Raw genomic sequence first — 17186 nt, forward strand, 5'->3', positions numbered from 1 at the left:
TCCTTAAGGTTCGCGCGCATCCTGACGCTTGCCCGGGGTCTGTTCAACCCATTTGCCGCCGTCCTGCTTCCAATAATGCCGTTCCAGCCCGTCGCGTTCGCCCAGCGCGACCCAGGCCTTGCGCGCCCCTGCGATGGTAGCCTCGCCGAAAAGCAGGAAGACCCGATCGAATTCGAGCGCCGCATCGCGCCAGACACCATCGGCGAGCGCAATGAAACGCGCGCCATTGGCGGGTTCGACCCGGTCAGCGAGCAGGATCGGCTGGACCTGTGGGTTGGCCCCATCCAACGCGCCATGCGCCAGAAAGCTTTCGGGGCTGTGCGTCCAAAGTGCATGGCTCAGCGCCTCGCGCTGCCCCGCATCCTCGGACAGCACCAGCATACGCTGACCCAGCGCCAGCGTGCGTGCCGCCAGAGCGGGCAGAACCCGCTCGGCGGAATCGCGCGTCAGGTGGTAGAAATCGACCTGCACGGTAATCTACGCCTCGCCAGCACGAGGGGAAAAGCTCAGATCAATTCTCAAAATTGTCTGCAATCCACTGATTTAAAAGCCGAACACCATATCCGGTCGCACCCTTGTCCCAGACCGGACCGGGCTTGTCGGCCCAGACCATGCCCGCGATGTCGAGATGCGCCCATTTCACGCCCGGCTTGATGAAGCGCTGGAGGAACTGCGCCGCAGTGATCGAACCGCCGCCGCGCGCCCCGACATTCTTCATGTCGGCAATCGGGCTGTCGATCATCTTGTCATAGGCCTTGCTGAGCGGGAAACGCCACAGCGGGTCACCCGACAGCTTGCCTGCTGCGGTCAGCTTTTCGGCAAGGCCATCGTCATTGCTGAACAGCCCGGCATGCTGGTCGGCCAGCGAAATGATGATCGCGCCGGTCAGCGTCGCCAGGTCGACGATATATTCGGGCTCGTAATTCTCCTGCGCCCAATGCAGCGCATCGCACAGCACCAGACGGCCTTCCGCATCGGTATTGATGACCTCGATGGTCTGACCCGACATGCTGGTGACGACATCGCCGGGGCGCTGGGCATTGCCATCGGGCATGTTCTCGACCAGCCCGCAAATGCCTACGACATGCGTCTTGGCCTTGCGCCCTGCCAGCGCCTTCATCGTGCCCGCAACCGCGCCTGCACCGCCCATGTCCCACTTCATGTCTTCCATGCCGGCAGCAGGCTTGATCGAAATGCCGCCGGTATCGAAGGTCACGCCCTTGCCGACCAGCACCACCGGCTTGGCCTTGGCATCGCCGGTGCCGTTCCAGCGCATCGCCAGCATCCGGGGCGGGCGAACCGAGCCCTGCGACACACCGAGCAGCGCGCCCATGCCCAGCTTTTCCATCTCTTCCTGGCCCAGCACGGTGATCTCGACGCCCAGCGACTCCAGATGCTTGCACCGCTCGACGAAGCTTTCGGGGTAGATGATGTTGGCAGGCTCGGTGACGAGCTCGCGCGTGAGGGCGACGCCCTCGGCAATCGCGGCCTGATCGGTCCAGATCGCGCCCAGCCCGGCAGGTCCGTTGACCACGCCGATTTCGGTGAGGCTCACCTTCTGCTTGACGGGCAGCTTGGTGCGATACTGGTCATGCGACCAGCTGCGCAGCACCGCGCCGAACAGGAACTGCGCCGCGCCTTCGCGATTGTGCCCCAGCGCGCCCAGCCCCATGTCCACCGCCAGCGACTCCACTCCCGAGCGCTGATATTTCGCCACCAGCTGACCGCCCGCGCGCTCCAGATCGGTGCGCGACTGGCCGCCGGTGCCAATGAGCGCGATGCGCAGCGTCTTGCCGCCCTGGCTCACGAAAATGTCGAACACCTCGCCTGCGCCGCCTTCGAACCGCGCCGCTTTCGCGCCTTCGACCACCACAGCGCCGGACTCGAGCGGCAGGCTGAGGCTGGCCAGCTCGTCCTTGGCGACCGGAAAGGCGATCGTGGCGTAACTATCTGCGGAAGCGTCGAAAACAATGTTCATCAAAGGGTCCCCGAAAGGCGGGCCATTGGGCCGGTTAATCGATTGTGAACCATGTTGGCCCTATGGCTGGTGCGCTCATTGGGGTGACAAGGTTCCGCCTGCCATATTGGTGGCATGGCCGTGCTTGCAAGCGATAGGACAGGTTCGGTTTGTTTGCCAGCATTTGCCGCAGCCTTGCACGGACCATCGAAAGCGGTTTGCGCTCGGGCTTTTGCAGTGCAATAGGCGCGATTCTGGCGCGTGGACGGCCCGTGATTCTGGGCCATGACAACCACCGCATGAATCGACGGATGGCTGGTTTGCGCATTTCACGGACAGGTCTGATGCTGGGCTCGGCGCTGCTGGCTGCGCAAGCCGCGCCCGCGCTCGCCGCCGATCAGGCCGTCTGCACCCGCACAAGCTATCTGTTGGGTGAAAACCTCACCTTCTCCCGCAAGGACATCGTGCAATATGCCGATGACCAGGCCCCCGCCGCCCCCGGTGCTGCGGGCGAGGAGCCGCAGGTCATCGAATTCACCGCCGACCGGCTGGATTATGACAGCAATGCCGATGTCGTCACCGCGACCGGCAATGTTCTGCTCGTTCGCGCCGATCAGTCGCTGGTCGCCGATACCGTCACCTGGGACCGCAAATCGGGCGAAGTGCGCGCCGCAGGTGGCGTGCAGATCACCGACCCGGACGGCAACAAGCTGTACGGCGATTCGATCGAGCTGACCGAGTCGATCCGCGATGGCGTGATCGAGAACATCCTGGTGGTGCTGGAGGCCGGCGGCCGCATGGTCGCGACGCGCGGCACGCGCGACGATGGCGTCATCACGCTGGAAAACGCGGCCTATTCGGCCTGTCTGGTGGAAACGCCCACCGGCAAGCCCAAGCGCCCCAGCTGGCAGCTGCGCGCGATCAAGGTGGTCTACAACCCTGCCGACAAGCGCGTGCGCTATGACGGCGCACGGCTCGAGCTGTTCGGCCTGCCGGTCATCCCGATGCCGGGGCTCAGCCATCCGGTCGGTGAAGGCAGCGGCTCGGGCCTGCTTGTGCCCGATATCCGCTTCAGCCAGGCCAATGGCGTCCAGCTCAGCCTGCCTTATTATGTCAGCCTCGCGCCCAATCGCGATCTGACGGTTACCGGATCGGTCTTTACCGAGGCACTGCCGATGGTGAATGCCACCTATCGCGCGCTCACCGATCGCGGAGCCTATCAGATTACCGGCTATGCCACGGCGGGGTCGCGCATTCCCGTCGGTGCGGGCAATGTCGCGCCCGATAGCCAGAATGACTTTCGCGGCTATTTCGATGCCACGGGGCGTTTCCAGCTGAACGATGCGTGGAGCATTGGCGGCTCGATCCGGGTCGTGACCGACCGCACGTTCCTGCGCCGTTACGATGTCAGCCGCGACGACCGGCTGCGCTCGACCATCGAGGCCGAGCGGATCGGCCCCAACAGCTATTTCTCGCTGGCGGGCTGGGCGACGCAGACGCTGCGGGTCAACGATCCGCAGGGCCAGGTGCCCATCGCGCTGCCGGTGGTCGATTGGCGCTATCGCATGCCGGACCAGGTTGCGGGCGGAAAGGTCGAGTTCCAGGTCAACACGCTGGCCATCGGCCGCACCTCTGGCCAGGACACACAGCGCGCCTTTGCGCAGGCGCGCTGGGACCTGCGCCGCCTGACCAGCATGGGCCAGGAGGTCACGCTGACCGCGCTGGCCCGCGGCGATGTCTATAACAGCAGCGAAAATGCGCTGACCAACACGCTGATCTATCGTGGCAAGTCCGGGCTGCAGGCGCGTGGCAGCGGATCTGTCGCTGCCGATATCCGCTGGCCTTTCGTCGGCGAGGCCTTTGGCGGCACGCAGGTGATCAGCCCGCGCGTCCAGGTCGTGGCGACGCCGACCACGGGCAATCTTGAGGTTCCCAACGAGGATTCGCGTGCGATCGAGCTTGAGGACAGCAACCTGTTCGCGCTCAACCGCCTGCCCGGCTATGACCGGATGGAAGAGGGCGTGCGCGTCGTCTATGGCATCGAATGGTCGCTTCAGCGTCCGGGCATGCAGTTGAATGCGGTGGTCGGGCAGAGCTATCGCTTCGACGACGAGCGCGATTTTCTTCCCGAAGGCACCGGCCTTGGCAACCGCACCTCGGACGTGGTCGGCCGGGTTGACCTCAAGCTGCGCAATTTCATCCGCTACACCCACCGTTTCCGGCTCGACAAGGACAATCTGGCCGTGCGCCGCAACGAGGTCGATGTCACGATTGGCGGGCGGCAGACCTATGCGCAGATCGGCTATCTGCGGCTCAACCGCGATATCGGCCCGGAGATCGAGGATCTGCAGGATCGCGAGGAATTGCGCGTGGCAGGCCGGGTGCGCGTGGCGCGCTATTGGTCGGTCTTCGGCGCGGCTGTGGTCGATCTCAGCAACCAGGAAGAGGACCCCCAGCTGCAGTCAGACGGCTTCCAGCCCATCCGCACACGGCTGGGCGTCGCCTATGAGGATGATTGCCTGGAACTCGGCATTACCTGGCGCCGCGATTACATTCCGGTGGGTGATGCGCAGCGCGGCGACACCTTTCTGCTGCGCGTGGCCTTGCGCAACCTTGGCTTTTGAGCGCAAAGACGATATTCACCGCCCCGCTCAGCCACGGTTAAGCCGATATTGGGCAGGGGGTCGCTTTTCCCCAATCAGGAAGATATGAGCTTGCAAGCATTGAACACTCTCGCGATCCGCACCCGCAAGCTGGCCCGGACCACGCTGGCCGTTACGCTGATGGCCGGCCTTGCCCTCCCCACGATGGCTCAGACGGTGAAGGACGATGAGGCCATGCCGGATACGGCGCTCAACGTGCCCGAGGGCCTGACCATCTTCGGCAAGCAGGATCCCAATGTCCGCCGCGCCACGGCGATCGTGAACAGCGAGATCATCACCGGCACCGATATCGACGAGCGCGTTGCGCTGATCCTCGCGGCCAATGATGCGCCGGTTTCCGAAGAGGAACGCCAGCGCCTGCGGCTGCAGGTGCTCCGCAATCTGATCGACGAAACGCTGCAGATCCAGGAAGCTTCCGCCAACGACATCACCATCGACGAAAGCCAGGTCGAGCGCACCTATGCGCAGGTCGCCCAGCAGAATTTCCGGCGCGATACGTCCGCGCTCGACAAGTATCTCGCCAGCATCGGCTCGTCGCCGCGCTCGCTCAAGCGCCAGATTCGCGGCGAACTTGCCTGGCAGCGCCTGCTGGGCCGCAATGTGACCCCCTTTATCAACGTCTCCGAAGAGGAGGTGAAAGAGGTCATCGAGCGGTTGAAGGCGTCGAAGGGCACCGAAGAGTTCCGAATCGGCGAAATCTATCTCTCCGCCAATTCGCAGAACCGCGCCGAAGTGGCCAAGAATGCCGCGCAGATCATCCAGCAGCTGCAGCAGGGCGGGTCGTTCGTCGCCTATGCCCGGCAGTTCTCCGAAGCGTCGACAGCGGCGGTCGGCGGCGATCTGGGCTGGATCCAGCTCGGCCAGCTTCCGTCCGCTCTGGGCGTGGTCGCTCGCGACATGCAGGTGGGCCAGCTTGCCGGGCCCATCGAAATTCCGGGCGGCTTCTCGCTGATCTATCTGATCGACAAGCGCAAGATCCTGACCGCCAACCCGCGCGATGCCCTGCTCGGGCTCAAGCAGCTGTCGATCGCCTTCCCGCCCGGCCTCAGCGAAGCCGAAGCGACGCGGCGCGCATCCGAATTTGCTACCGCCACCCGCCAGATCAAGGGCTGCGGCGCCGCCGACGAGGTTGCCAAGCGGCTTGGCGCGACCGTCACCAACAACGATCAGGTTCCGGTGCGCGAGCTCCCGGCCCCGCTGCAGGACACGCTGATCGCGCTGTCGGTCGGTGAAGCGACCCAGCCTTTCGGTTCGGTCAAGGATGGCGTGCGTGTGCTCGTCCTCTGCGGCCGCGACGATCCGGCAGCCGATGGCGGCCCCAGCCCCGAACAGCTGATGGCGAACATGGAAGAGGAAAAGGTCAACCGCCGCGCACAGATCTATCTGCGCGACCTTCGCCGCGACGCCGTGATCGAGTATAACTGATGCAGACGGGCCGGTTCCTGGCGTGACACAGTTGCTGGCCATATCGGCTGGTGATCCCGCCGGTATCGGACCGGAAATCATCGGCAAGAGCTGGGACGCGCGCGAGGCCGAAAGCCTTACGCCATTCTTTGCGGTGGGCGATCCGCGCGCCTTTGCAGCGGTGTGGACCGGGCCGGTGAAGGTCATCGGCGATCCCGAAGAAGCGCGCGATGCCTTTGCCACCGCGTTGCCGGTGCTGCCGGTCATCGACAGCGGTATCGTGGTCCCAGGCGAACCCGACCTTGATGGCGCGCGCTGTGCGTTGCAGGCGCTCGAAATGGGCGTAGGGCTCGCACGCGCCGGCACGACCTGCGGCATCGTCACGGGTCCGATCTCGAAAATCCAGCTGCAGAAGGTCGGTTTCAACTTCCCCGGACAGACCGAATTCATCGCCGAAGCCTGCGGCGTCTCGCGCCAGAATGTCGCGATGCTGCTCGCCGGGCCCGAATTGCGCGTGATCCCGATCACGGTGCATATCGGCATCGCCGAGGTTCCTGCAGCGCTTTCGATCGACCTGATTGTCAACCGCGCGCGCGCCGCTGCCAAGGGCATGGCGCGCAATTTCGGCATCGAGCGCCCGCGCCTCGCGATTGCCGGGCTCAATCCGCATGCGGGCGAACAGGGCAGCATGGGCCGGGAAGAGATGGAGATCATCCAGCCTGCGATCGATATCCTGCGCGAAGAGGGCTTTCTGGTCTCAGGCCCCCTGCCTGCCGACACGATGTTCCACGCAGCGGCGCGGGCGCGCTATGACGTGGCATTGTGCCAGTATCACGATCAGGCGCTCATCCCGGTCAAGGCGCTGCACTTCGACGATGCGGTCAACATGACGCTGGGCCTTCCGATCGTGCGCACCTCGCCCGATCATGGCACCGCCTTCGACATTGCCGGCAAGGGGATTGCCAGCCCGCGATCGATGATCGCCGCGATCCGCATGGCGGGTTCGGCCTGGACGCATCGCCAGACCTACGACGGCTGATGCGCGCGCCCGTCACCGCCCTGCCCCCGCTCCGCGATGTCATCGCGCGCCACGGTCTTGCCGCCAGCAAGGCGCTCGGCCAGAATTTCCTGCTCGACGAGCAGCTGCTCGACCGGATCGCGGCGGTGCCCGGAGAGCTGGACGGGCAGGATGTGCTCGAGATCGGCCCTGGCCCCGGCGGGCTGACGCGAGCGCTGCTCCGCGCCGGGGCGAACGTCACAGCGATCGAACGCGACCGGCGCTGCCTGCCTGCACTCGCTGAGCTGGCCGAAGCCTTTCCCGGTCAGCTCAAGCTGATCGAGGGCGATGCGCTGGAGCTTCCGCTGGCCAACGTGATGCCTGGCCCGTGCCATATCGCGTCCAATCTGCCCTATAATGTCGGTACCGCACTGCTGATCGGCTGGCTGAGCGGTCAGGCCTGGCCGCCGCAATGGCTGTCATTGACGCTGATGTTCCAGCGCGAGGTGGCGGAGCGGATCGTGGCTGCTCCCGATGGCGATGCCTATGGGCGCCTCGCGATCCTCAGCCAGTGGCGGGCCCACGCGCGGCTGGCGATGAAGGTCCACCGCAGCGCCTTCACGCCGCCGCCTAAAGTGATGTCCGCCATCGTCCATGTGACCCCGGCGAATATGCCCGAGGGGATCAAGGCTGCACGGCTCGAGGCGATCACCGCCGCCGCGTTCGGCCAGCGCCGCAAGATGCTGCGGCAGAGCCTCAAGAGCCTGCCCGGCGCGCTGGCCGCACTCGAAGCGGTGGGCATTGATCCCGCGCGCAGGGCAGAGACGCTGAGCGTCGAAGAGTTTCTCGCAATAGCCCGCGCGATGGAGCAAGCCTGACCGGTTGCGCAATCATACCGCTTCCCCCTTTCCTTTCGCCAAGAGTAGCGTAGCATCGCTCCCCGAACCGCATGACAGCCCGGCACCAGACCCGGCGCAGCGGCAAGGATGAGGAGCCTGAACCCATGTACGATCTGATCATTCGCGGCGGCACCATCTATGATGGCCTGGGCGGCGCGCCTTATATCGGCGATATCGCCATCAGCGGCGATACCATCGCTGTCGTGGGCAAGGTGAACGGGCCTGGCCGCGAGGAAATCGATGCAGATGGCCTGATCGTCACCCCCGGATTTGTCGATGTGCACACGCATTATGACGGCCAGGCAACCTGGGATGACGTCATGGCGCCATCGTCCTGGCATGGCGTGACCACGGTCGTCATGGGCAATTGCGGCGTCGGTTTCGCGCCTGCCAAGCCCGACAAGCATGAGTGGCTGATCGGCCTGATGGAGGGGGTCGAGGACATTCCCGGCACCGCCTTGGCCGAAGGGATGAGCTGGGACTGGGAGAGCTTCCCCGAATATCTCGATTCGCTCGAGCGGCTGCCGCGCACCATCGATATCGGAACGCATGTCCCGCACGGCGCAGTGCGCGCCTATGTGATGGGCGAACGCGGTGCAGCCAATGAAGAGCCGACCGATGCCGACATCACCGCCATGTCGCGGATCGTCGAGGACGGCTTGCGCGCGGGAGCACTGGGCTTCTCGTCCTCGCGCACGGTGCTGCACAAGTCTGTCGACGGCGAGCTGGTCCCCGGCACCACGGCAACTGCGCGCGAGCTGATCGGCATCGGCCGCGCGATGGGCAATGTCGGCTATGGCGTTTTCGAAATGGCATCCGATCTCGTTCCCGAATGGAAGGAGTTCGACTGGATGACCGCGCTGTCGAAGGAAACCGGGCTGCCGGTCACCTTCGCCATGCTGCAATCGCCGATGAAGCAGATGCACTGGACCGAGCAGATGGCGGCCTGCGAAGAGGCCAACCGAACCGGCGGTCATGTCGTCGCGCAGATCTCACTGAGGGGCACCGGCGTCGTGATGGCCTGGCGCGGCACGGTCCATCCGTTCGTCCAGCGGCCAAGCTGGCAGGCGATCGCTGGCCTTTCCTGGGAAGAGCAGCTTGCCCATCTGAAGGACCCGGCATTCAAGGCGAAGCTTCTAGCGGAAGACAACCTCCCGCCGCCCTCGATGGATACCGCCGCCCTGTTCATGCTGGTCACCAGCGGATGGGCGCTGCAGTTCGAGCTGGGCGAGAATTTCAGCTATGAGCCGACGCGCGAGGAAAGCATTGCGCTGGTCGCCGATGCGGCGGGCCGTGATCCTGCCGAATATGCCTATGATGTGCTGATGGCCGATGATGGCAATGGCTTCATTTATCTGCCCATCCTCAACTATCAGGATGGCAATCTGGAATTCATCAAGGGACTGCTGCAGCGCGACGATACGGTGGTTTCGCTGTCCGATGGCGGCGCGCATTGCGGCACCATCTGCGATGCTGCTGCGCCGACGTTCCTGCTCAGCTACTGGGCGCGCGACCGCAAGGCCGGCACGATCCCGGTCGAGCTGGCGGTCAAGCGCCAGTGCCATGATACCGCGCGCCTCTATGGCCTGAACGATCGCGGCGTCCTCAAGCCCGGTTATCTCGCCGATCTCAACATCATCGATTTCGCTCGGCTGCGCCTGTCGCGTCCCTGGCTGGCCTTCGATCTGCCAGCAGGGGGCAAGCGCCTGCTGCAAAAGGCCGAGGGCTATGTCGCCACGATCAAGTCCGGCGAAATCACCTTCCGCGACGGAGAGGTCACGGCAGCCCGACCAGGCTCGCTGATCCGTGGTCCGCAAAATGTGGAGCAGCGCGTCGCCGCCGAATGACGCATCGTTGACCATGCGGCCAGCGGCGGGGTGGGATGGCTGCCCCGCCGCTTGCATATCGTCTCTTTCGGAAAGGCCCGACTTTCCCAGAAGGCGCGTTCAGCCCTCGGGCTCGCTCCGCAGGATTGCGCCGGTCGGCTCCAGCCCGGCATCGCGCACGATCTGGACAGCTTCGGCAAGGCTGCGCACCCCCAGCTTGTGCATCAACTGCGCGCGATAGGCTTCCACCGTCCGGGTAGAGAGGCCAAGGCGATAGGCGATGATCTTGTTGGCCAGGCCGAGTGCCATGCCGCACAGGACATCGCGTTCGCGCTCGGACAGTCTTCCGATCTGCTCTTCCGCCTGGCGACGCCGCGCGTCTTCCTGCACCTCCTGCAACTGGCGATTGACCGCGCTGCCGATGGCTCGGACCAGATCATCGATGTGGAAGGGCTTTTCCAGAAAGTCGATCGCCCCGGCATGCATCGCGCGCACCGCGGTTGAGACCGATCCTGCGCCTGTCAGCATCACGATCTTGTGATGGCTGGCACTGTCGACCAGCGCCTGCTGAACCTCGATGCCCCCCATGCCGGGCATGTTGAGATCGAGCACGACACAGCCCGGATCAAGCTCTGCCTCGCAGGCGAGAAAGGCCTCGCCACCGTCGAAGGTGCCGGCGACAAACCCACGCAGTTCGAGTGCCTCGGCAAGCTCGGAACGCACTTCGGCATCGTCATCGACGATATAGACATGACGTTTGTCGCGCATATCCATCGCTCAGTATCCCCCGTGCACCGGGAACCGCAGGGTCAGGCTTGCCCCGGGCGCATCAGCATTGTCGGCAATTGCGATCGAGCCGCCCACTTCGTCCATGATCTGCCGACAGACGAACAGACCAAGCCCTGTGCCCTTGCCCTCGGGCTTGGTGGTGCAAAAGGCGTTGAACGCATTGCTGCGGATTGCAGGGTCCAGCCCCGCGCCATTATCGCGCACAAAGAGCTCGATTCCATCATCGCCCTGTATCACTTCAAGCAGGATCAGGCCCGCGAGTTCCGCGCCTTCGGTCTCGCGCCGGGCATCGATGGAATCAGCGGCATTTTGCAACGCATTGACGATGATCTGCTCGATGCCGACCTTGGGCAACAGCATGGTGGGCAGATCGTCCGGAATCGAGAGTTGCATATCGACATGGCGCTCGGTCATCACCGGGCGCATGAAGCGGACCGCATTGTGCACGGCCTGGCCCAGCTCCATCGCGACGCGCTCATCGCGCTCGGTGCGCGTATAGGCCGATGTGTGCTGGATGATGGCATTGGCGCGCGCGACCTGCTCGACAATGCGCCCGAACTTTGCCGCGAGCCGCTCGGGGTCGGAATCGCCCTTCTCCAGCAGCAGCAGCGCATTTTCGGCCGCCAGCGAGATGGTGAACAGCGGTTGCCGCAGCTCATGGCTGAGCGCGGACGCCATGCCGCCCAGCTCCATCAGCCGCGCGCCGTGCCGCATCTGCGTCTGGAACGCCTTTGCGGTGCGCAGGCGGATAAGACAGCCATAACGCCAGCTGCCGCTCTCCTCGTCATAGTCGCGTGCCAGCAGCAGATACCAATGATCGCCATGGTCGCGCCCACGCCGGAACTCGACCATGATCTCGTTCTGTCCGGCCAGCGTCTCGAAATGTGCCGCATCGGCAGAATGGACGGCCAGGCTCGATCCCCGCCGCCCCATGGCGGGATCGACCTTGGCATAGCGCAGTTCATGCCGTGTCGCATCAAAGCGGATGTCGCTGAGCAGCTTCAGGTCGATCGCCGAGCGCAGCTCTTCGACCGTCCGCATCAGGTGCTCTCGTTGCCGCTCGAAGGCGACGAACTCGTTGTTTGCGGCAATGAATGAACCGAGTAGCTGGTCCGCTTCGCGAAACGGTGCGGTCGGCCGCGTGCTGACATAGCCCCTGCCAAAGCCATGAAGCGCCTGACTGAGCACGTGTGTCGTCCGTCGCACTGCGTTCCCGAAAACCAGCAGACCGATCTGGGCGAATGTGAGATACGCCATGAGCGGCAGGACCCCGCGCAGGATCTGCTGGTACAGCGTGATGACATGGTTTTTCGGGGAGACGATGATGGTCTTTGCCGCGGAGACGGGCACGGCATAGCACATGTTCAGCCAATAGCCGATCCGGTCGCGATCGCCGGGGTCAGCCTGCCCAGCATCAAGCCAGCGGCATCCCAGCCCCTTTGCGGCAGGGCCAAGCAGACCGTTGGATGTCTCGACAAATGACATCGGTGCATCGACACCATGCATCTTCAACTTGTAGACATGCTCCGGTTGCAGCGTGCGCAAGTTCGGAATCGCCATCACGGCTGCACCGACATCCTTCTGATGCAGTTCCAGCCGATCGTTGACATGGTTGAGTTCGCCCAGAAGGAAAAGTGCGGCAGCCCCGGCCACGGCCAGCGAGACGACCGCCTCGAGTATCTGCTGCAATCCCAGATTGCGGGCGCGCCGCACCTTGCCTCGCGATGGGTCGATCAACACCGCAAGCACGATGATATCGGCCAATGCGGCCAGCAAAGTCTCACACAGCACCCGCCGCAACATCATGACCACGGCAACCTCGACCGGGGTCTGATAGGACGAGAGCATGAAGAACAGGCCGATCAGCAGGCCAATGGCGGACTGATAGAAGAAGGTAACCGTCGACAGGCCCCGGCCCTCGCCCGAAAACAGCCGGATAGCCAGAACGTGGCCGAGCGAGAACAGCATGGCTGTCGGCTGCCCCCACCACCAAAGCGTCGGTATCGTGGTCACAACTGCCGTCAGCACCCCGGCCCTGACGCCGAACCACCGATATGCGAGCAGGTAGAACAGCGGGCCGAGATAAAAGTCGAACCCGGGGGCCGCGACCAGCCTGACCGACGATGCGGCCATGGCAAGCATCAGCGCGACCATTGCAATGGGCCACAGGAAGGGCATGACCACCCTGAAGCCTTGCGGATAGTTGACGCTCAGCATCGCCTTGCCTCCGCCGCGACCGCTGCGGCCACCAGTGTGCGCAGCGTTGCGCCACCGATCGGCTTTTGCAGCAGGCCGCCCATCGTTGCGGCCATATCGCCCTGGCCGGACATGGTGATATCCCTGTGCGCAGACATCAGAAACAGCTGCGATGGATCAGGCGCGGATGGCAGCGCCGAAAGCGCGGACAGCACATCCAGCCCGTTTTCCGCCTTCAGCTTGTAGTCGCACAGCACCAGATCAAAGCTCTGTTCGCGGCTGGCATCCATCGCCCCCTCGCCATCTGCGACGGACGTCACCCCGGCCCCGAGCGCCCTTAGCAGCTCTACCAGTTCGCCGCGCACGGCGTCGTCATCTTCGACGATCAGGATATGGGGCCTGTACACGCGTCAACCCTTGCCCAACATGGTTGACCAAAGGTTAATCCAGCGCCTGTTCCAGCCGTTCACGCAACTGTTCCAGCGGGGTTCCGGCGATGGCGGCCTGCGGGTCTTCCGCGCGCAGGATGGCGGCCAGCGCCAGTTGCTGCTGCCCGATCATGTCGAGCGCCTGAAGGCTGGTCATATGCGCGGCGACAAGCGCGGGATCGCTGCACAGCAACCCGCCCAGCCGCTCGATCTCCTCGCGGGCGCAATCGAGCTCATCGGCGATCTGCAGCCGCAGCTTTTGCGACAATGCGGCCCGGCTCATGCTGCACCTGCTGTTGCGGCAGGCGATTGCAGCGCCATAGTTTCGATGTTGCCCCTCAGGTCCGCGCAAGCAATCTGGCGCATGGATCAGCCTTCCCTTTCAACCTGACCGTCAAGCCGCCTCAGACAGGCCGGCAATCGCGGCTCCGGCCCCGATATAACGCAGCTTCAGCACCATTGCCATGCGGTCCTCGACCGTCGCCAGCCCCTCGAGCAGGCTTTCGCCGCCGGTATCGGGTGGCGGCTGCAACCCGCCTGCCTCAATGGTGGCAATATCGTTGACGCAATCGACAGTCAGTCCGACCAGCTGACCATCAATCTCGACCACGATGATGACATGGCGTTCGGAAGGTTCGACTGCCCCCCAGCCCAGCCTTTCGGACAGATCAACCACTGGCAATACGGTTCCGCGCAGATTCACCACTCCGCGGACATAGGGCGGCGCATGTGGGATCGGTGTCACCGGGGTCCAGGCCCGGATTTCGCGGATCGCCATGATGTCGACGCCAAGCATCTTGTCGTCGATCTGGAAGGTGATGATCTGGCGCTGCATGGTTCGCTCCAAGTTCAATGCATGACGCGGCGAACCGCGCTGTTCAGCTTGATTGGGTCAAATGGTTTAAGAATCCATCCAGTCGCCCCCGCCGCACGCGCCTGTTCCTTCTTTTCCGGTGCACTTTCTGTCGTCAGCACGAGAATGGGGATGTCGCGATAGCGGGGATCCGCGCGCAGTTCGGCGATCAGACCAAGGCCATCAAGGCCGGGCATGTTGATATCGGTGATGACCAGCGAGGGCTCGTTGGCACCCAGCCATTCGAGCGCAGCCATGCCATCCTCGGCCTCGGCCACGGCATGTCCGTCATCGCTCAGCGCCGCGCGCAGCAACATCCGCATGCTCAGGCTGTCGTCCACGGTCAGGATCGGTTTCGTCATATGGTCTACCTCGTTCAGAAGAGCTCGACATCGCCCGAAGGCACCGGCACTCGCGCCGCCTGGATCGAAGGGAAGTCGCCCTGCACCGATCGGCAGCGGACCCGCCCGGTGGCGGGCTGGAGATCCAGCCGCCGCGCCTGCACGCCCCCGGTATCAGAGCGCACAAGCTGGATGCTATCAGCCTTTAGAAAGCCCTCTGCGAAGCGCGCATTTTCCGTGCCGATCGCCCGCATGCCGCTGTGCAGATTTGCTCCGCCATAAAGATGCGCGCGCATGGTGGCGCGCACCGCGCCCTGTTTGATCATCTCGTTGACCAGCAGCTCCATCGCATAAAGCCCATAGCGCCGGGCATCGTCGCCCAGGCCGTTCATCCCATTGGGCGGAGAGGCGAGCAGGAAATGGTTCATGCCGCCGACCTTCGCGACCGGGTCGAACAGGCAGCAGGCGATGCAACTGCCCAATACGGTGGTGAGCACGAGGTGCGGATCGCGCGACACCTCGAACTCGCCCTGCAGCACATTGTGGCGGATGGTCATCGGGTCCCTGCCGAGGTCGGTCAGCATTGGCATAGCGCGAGTATCCTCTCCCCGATCCTGTTTAGTGGCAGGACCTCTTCCACCGCTCCCCGTTCCGCCGCGACGCGCGGCATGCCATAGACCAGCGCGCTGGCGCGATCCTGGCCGATCGTGTGCATGCCCTTGCCGCGCAGCTGCAGCATCCCCTGTGCGCCATCGTCGCCCATTCCGGTCAGGATGACGGCCACCACCTTGCCGGTCGGCAGAGCGGCAAGCGAGTGGAAGAGCATATCGGCCGAGGGACGGTGTCCGGCGACCGGCGCGGCATCCACGAGGCAGCACCGCAGCGGGTCACCGGGGCCGACGGTCAGATGCCGCTTGCCACCCGGGGCGATATAGACCGTCCCCGGCGCGATCGGCATGCCATCGGCCGCTTCCACGACATGCGGCTGAAGATGCCGGTCGATGCGGTCGGCAAACAGGCCCGTGATCCCGCCGCCCGGCATATGCTGCACCACCAGCACCGGCGGGCCATCGGACGGAAACGCCTCCAGCACCCGGCTAATGGCCTCCACGCCGCCGGTAGAAGCCGCCAATGCTGCAATGCATCCGTTCCAGCGATACGGCGCGGGGGAAGGCCTGGAGGTCATCCTTGGCTCAGCCCTGCCGCGCATGCGCCCTGCCCCCGTTAGCTTGCCTAGAATTCGGACCAGTCTTCGGACGCGTCGGTGTTGATCGCCACTGCCAGATTGCCGCGGACCATGGGCCGGGGCGCAGCTCTGGGATGACGCCGCGCAGTGGGCGCTGCCCTTGGCATTTCGTGCACGGTCGAGCCAAGGCCCGAACCACCACCGCCAAGCGAGAAGCGCGAGACCAGCCCGCTCAGCTGATCGGCTTCGGTGGCCAGGCTGCGTGCTGCAGCGGTCGATTCCTCGACCATCGCCGCATTCTGCTGGGTCATCTTGTCCATTTCGCTCACCGCCGTGTTGACCTGTTGCAGGCTGTTCGACTGCGCGGCGGCGAGTTCGGAGATATTACCCGCCAGGCTTGCGATTTCGGCGACCTTGCCAACGATGCTATCCAGCGCCTCGCCAGACTGGCCGACCAGCTCGACCCCGCGCGACACCTGGCGGGAGCTTTCGCTGATCAGTTCCTTGATATGCTTGGCCGCATCGGCCGAACGCTGCGCCAGCGCGCGCACTTCATTGGCGACAACGGCAAAGCCCTTGCCGGCATCGCCGGCACGCGCTGCCTCGACCCCGGCGTTGAGCGCCAGCAAGTTGGTCTGGAAGGCAATGCCGTCGATGACGTTGATGATCTTGGCGATTTCCTGCGCTGACCGCTCGATATCGTCCATCGCCGCGACCGCTTCCTTGACGACCGCGCCGCCATGCGTCGCATCGGCATGCGCTGCGGCCACGGACCGGTTCACATGCGCCGCACCATCGGCGGTTTCGCGCACGCCGCCGGTCAGCTGATCCATTGCTGCTGCGGTCTGCTCCAGCGAGGCCGCCTGCTGTTCGGTGCGCGACGACAGGTCGTCCGACGCCTGGCTGATCTCGATCGAGCCGGTATTGATGCTGTCTGCCGTCTCGGCCACCTGAGCCAGCGCCTCGCTGATGCGGCTGCGCATGAATTCAAAGTCCTGCTCCACCTTGGCAAAGGCAGGCGGCAGGCCTTCGAGACGGACGGTGAAATCCCCTTTCGCGAGGGATTCCAGCGCCTGGCCGACTTGGGAGATGACGGCCAGGCGCTGGGCTTCCTCCGCGCGGAAGTAGCTGGAAAGGGCGATGTCCATGTCGAGCAGTGCGCATTTGACCAGCGAGCCGATGACCTTGCCCAGCCGGTTTCCGGCCAGGCGGTTCACCGGAGAACTCGCCGCCTCATGGATCAGCTGTTCAAGCACCATGGCATAGCCGCCGATATACCAGGTCGGCGCAAGGCCGATCTTGGCATGCACGCTGCCGATCTGCTCGGCCTTTCCGAAATAGCTCTCGCCGATCTCGCGCGAGAACAGTTGAACCCAATGGTTAAGCTGCTTGTCGCGCGCATGGTCCATATTCTCGCGCGACCGGAAAAACTTGGCGACGTCGGGCGTGGCACCGATCTTGTCGTAGAAATCGGCCAGCGCCGCCGGGGCATGCTTTTCCAGCAGCTTCAATATGCGCGGAAAACTGCGATAGTCCTTCTGGCCGATACCGAAGAAAGAAAGCCTGTCCTGATTTGCCGATGCCGTATCCATGGCCTGGTCCCCATTTGTCTATGGGGTGAGTAAGTGCTTGTGCCGTAAACAAAAC

General features: G+C 64.2%; 16 protein-coding genes. 5 read left to right on the forward strand and 11 right to left on the reverse strand.

The features are described from left to right. Positions 1-3: 3 nt before the first annotated feature. Entirely contained in the window at positions 4-471 is a 468-nt protein-coding gene (locus OU999_05220; protein WAC24591.1) for a DNA polymerase III subunit chi, read from the reverse strand. Positions 472-511: 40 nt separating this feature from the next. Next, positions 512-1978 carry a leucyl aminopeptidase gene (locus OU999_05225; protein WAC24592.1) on the reverse strand — a complete coding sequence of 489 codons (1467 nt, stop codon included), beginning with the start codon at positions 1976-1978 and terminating at the stop codon, positions 512-514. 323 nt (positions 1979-2301) lie between these two features. On the opposite strand from OU999_05225, the gene lptD reads away from it, so the two are divergent. The 5 genes from lptD (at position 2302) to OU999_05250 (ending at position 9767) form a co-directional block, all read left to right on the forward strand. After that, positions 2302-4581, forward strand: coding sequence for an LPS assembly protein LptD (lptD, locus tag OU999_05230; protein ID WAC24593.1), 2280 nt, complete (start codon positions 2302-2304; stop codon positions 4579-4581). A gap of 183 nt (positions 4582-4764) precedes the next feature. Next, complete coding sequence (locus OU999_05235; GenBank protein ID WAC25356.1) at positions 4765-6045, forward strand: peptidylprolyl isomerase; 1281 nt, start codon at positions 4765-4767, stop codon at positions 6043-6045. A gap of 22 nt (positions 6046-6067) precedes the next feature. Then, positions 6068-7063 (forward strand): 4-hydroxythreonine-4-phosphate dehydrogenase PdxA, encoded by a 996-nt coding sequence (gene pdxA, locus OU999_05240; protein ID WAC24594.1) that lies wholly within the window; start codon positions 6068-6070, stop codon positions 7061-7063. Then, positions 7063-7899 carry a 16S rRNA (adenine(1518)-N(6)/adenine(1519)-N(6))-dimethyltransferase RsmA gene (gene rsmA, locus OU999_05245; protein ID WAC24595.1) on the forward strand — a complete coding sequence of 279 codons (837 nt, stop codon included), beginning with the start codon at positions 7063-7065 and terminating at the stop codon, positions 7897-7899. Before pdxA ends, rsmA begins: the two co-directional genes overlap by 1 nt. 125 nt (positions 7900-8024) lie before the next feature. Beyond that, complete coding sequence (locus tag OU999_05250) at positions 8025-9767, forward strand: D-aminoacylase (GenBank protein ID WAC24596.1); 1743 nt, start codon at positions 8025-8027, stop codon at positions 9765-9767. A 99-nt stretch (positions 9768-9866) separates the two neighbouring features. Here OU999_05250 and OU999_05255 read toward each other — a convergent pair whose 3' ends face one another. From OU999_05255 to OU999_05295, 9 genes are all read right to left on the reverse strand, one after another. Next, positions 9867-10514: a response regulator gene (locus OU999_05255; GenBank protein WAC24597.1), complete on the reverse strand. Its 648-nt coding sequence runs from the start codon at positions 10512-10514 to the stop codon at positions 9867-9869. Between the two features lie 9 nt (positions 10515-10523). Beyond that, positions 10524-12752: an ATP-binding protein gene (locus OU999_05260; protein ID WAC24598.1), complete on the reverse strand. Its 2229-nt coding sequence runs from the start codon at positions 12750-12752 to the stop codon at positions 10524-10526. After that, positions 12746-13138, reverse strand: a complete 393-nt coding sequence (locus OU999_05265) for a response regulator (protein WAC24599.1) — start codon at positions 13136-13138, stop codon at positions 12746-12748. The genes OU999_05260 and OU999_05265 overlap by 7 nt, the downstream gene beginning before the upstream one ends. 34 nt (positions 13139-13172) lie before the next feature. Then, positions 13173-13442: a hypothetical protein gene (locus tag OU999_05270; GenBank protein ID WAC24600.1), complete on the reverse strand. Its 270-nt coding sequence runs from the start codon at positions 13440-13442 to the stop codon at positions 13173-13175. 111 nt (positions 13443-13553) lie between these two features. Continuing rightward, the gene (locus OU999_05275; GenBank protein WAC24601.1) at positions 13554-13994 is read right to left on the reverse strand and encodes a chemotaxis protein CheW; all 441 of its coding nucleotides are present in this window, start codon (positions 13992-13994) and stop codon (positions 13554-13556) included. A gap of 14 nt (positions 13995-14008) precedes the next feature. After that, the gene (locus tag OU999_05280; GenBank protein ID WAC24602.1) at positions 14009-14374 is read right to left on the reverse strand and encodes a response regulator; all 366 of its coding nucleotides are present in this window, start codon (positions 14372-14374) and stop codon (positions 14009-14011) included. A 14-nt stretch (positions 14375-14388) separates the two neighbouring features. Further along, the gene (locus OU999_05285) at positions 14389-14943 is read right to left on the reverse strand and encodes a chemotaxis protein CheD (GenBank protein ID WAC24603.1); all 555 of its coding nucleotides are present in this window, start codon (positions 14941-14943) and stop codon (positions 14389-14391) included. After that, a complete protein-coding gene (locus OU999_05290) occupies positions 14931-15539 on the reverse strand; it encodes a CheB methylesterase domain-containing protein (protein ID WAC24604.1) in 609 nt (202 codons plus the stop codon). Before OU999_05290 ends, OU999_05285 begins: the two co-directional genes overlap by 13 nt. A 47-nt stretch (positions 15540-15586) precedes the next feature. Next, the gene (locus OU999_05295; GenBank protein WAC24605.1) at positions 15587-17131 is read right to left on the reverse strand and encodes a globin-coupled sensor protein; all 1545 of its coding nucleotides are present in this window, start codon (positions 17129-17131) and stop codon (positions 15587-15589) included. Positions 17132-17186 lie beyond the last annotated feature (55 nt).

Origin of the sequence: Blastomonas sp. SL216 (assembly GCA_026625625.1) — a bacterium.
Taxonomy (GTDB): domain Bacteria; phylum Pseudomonadota; class Alphaproteobacteria; order Sphingomonadales; family Sphingomonadaceae; genus Blastomonas.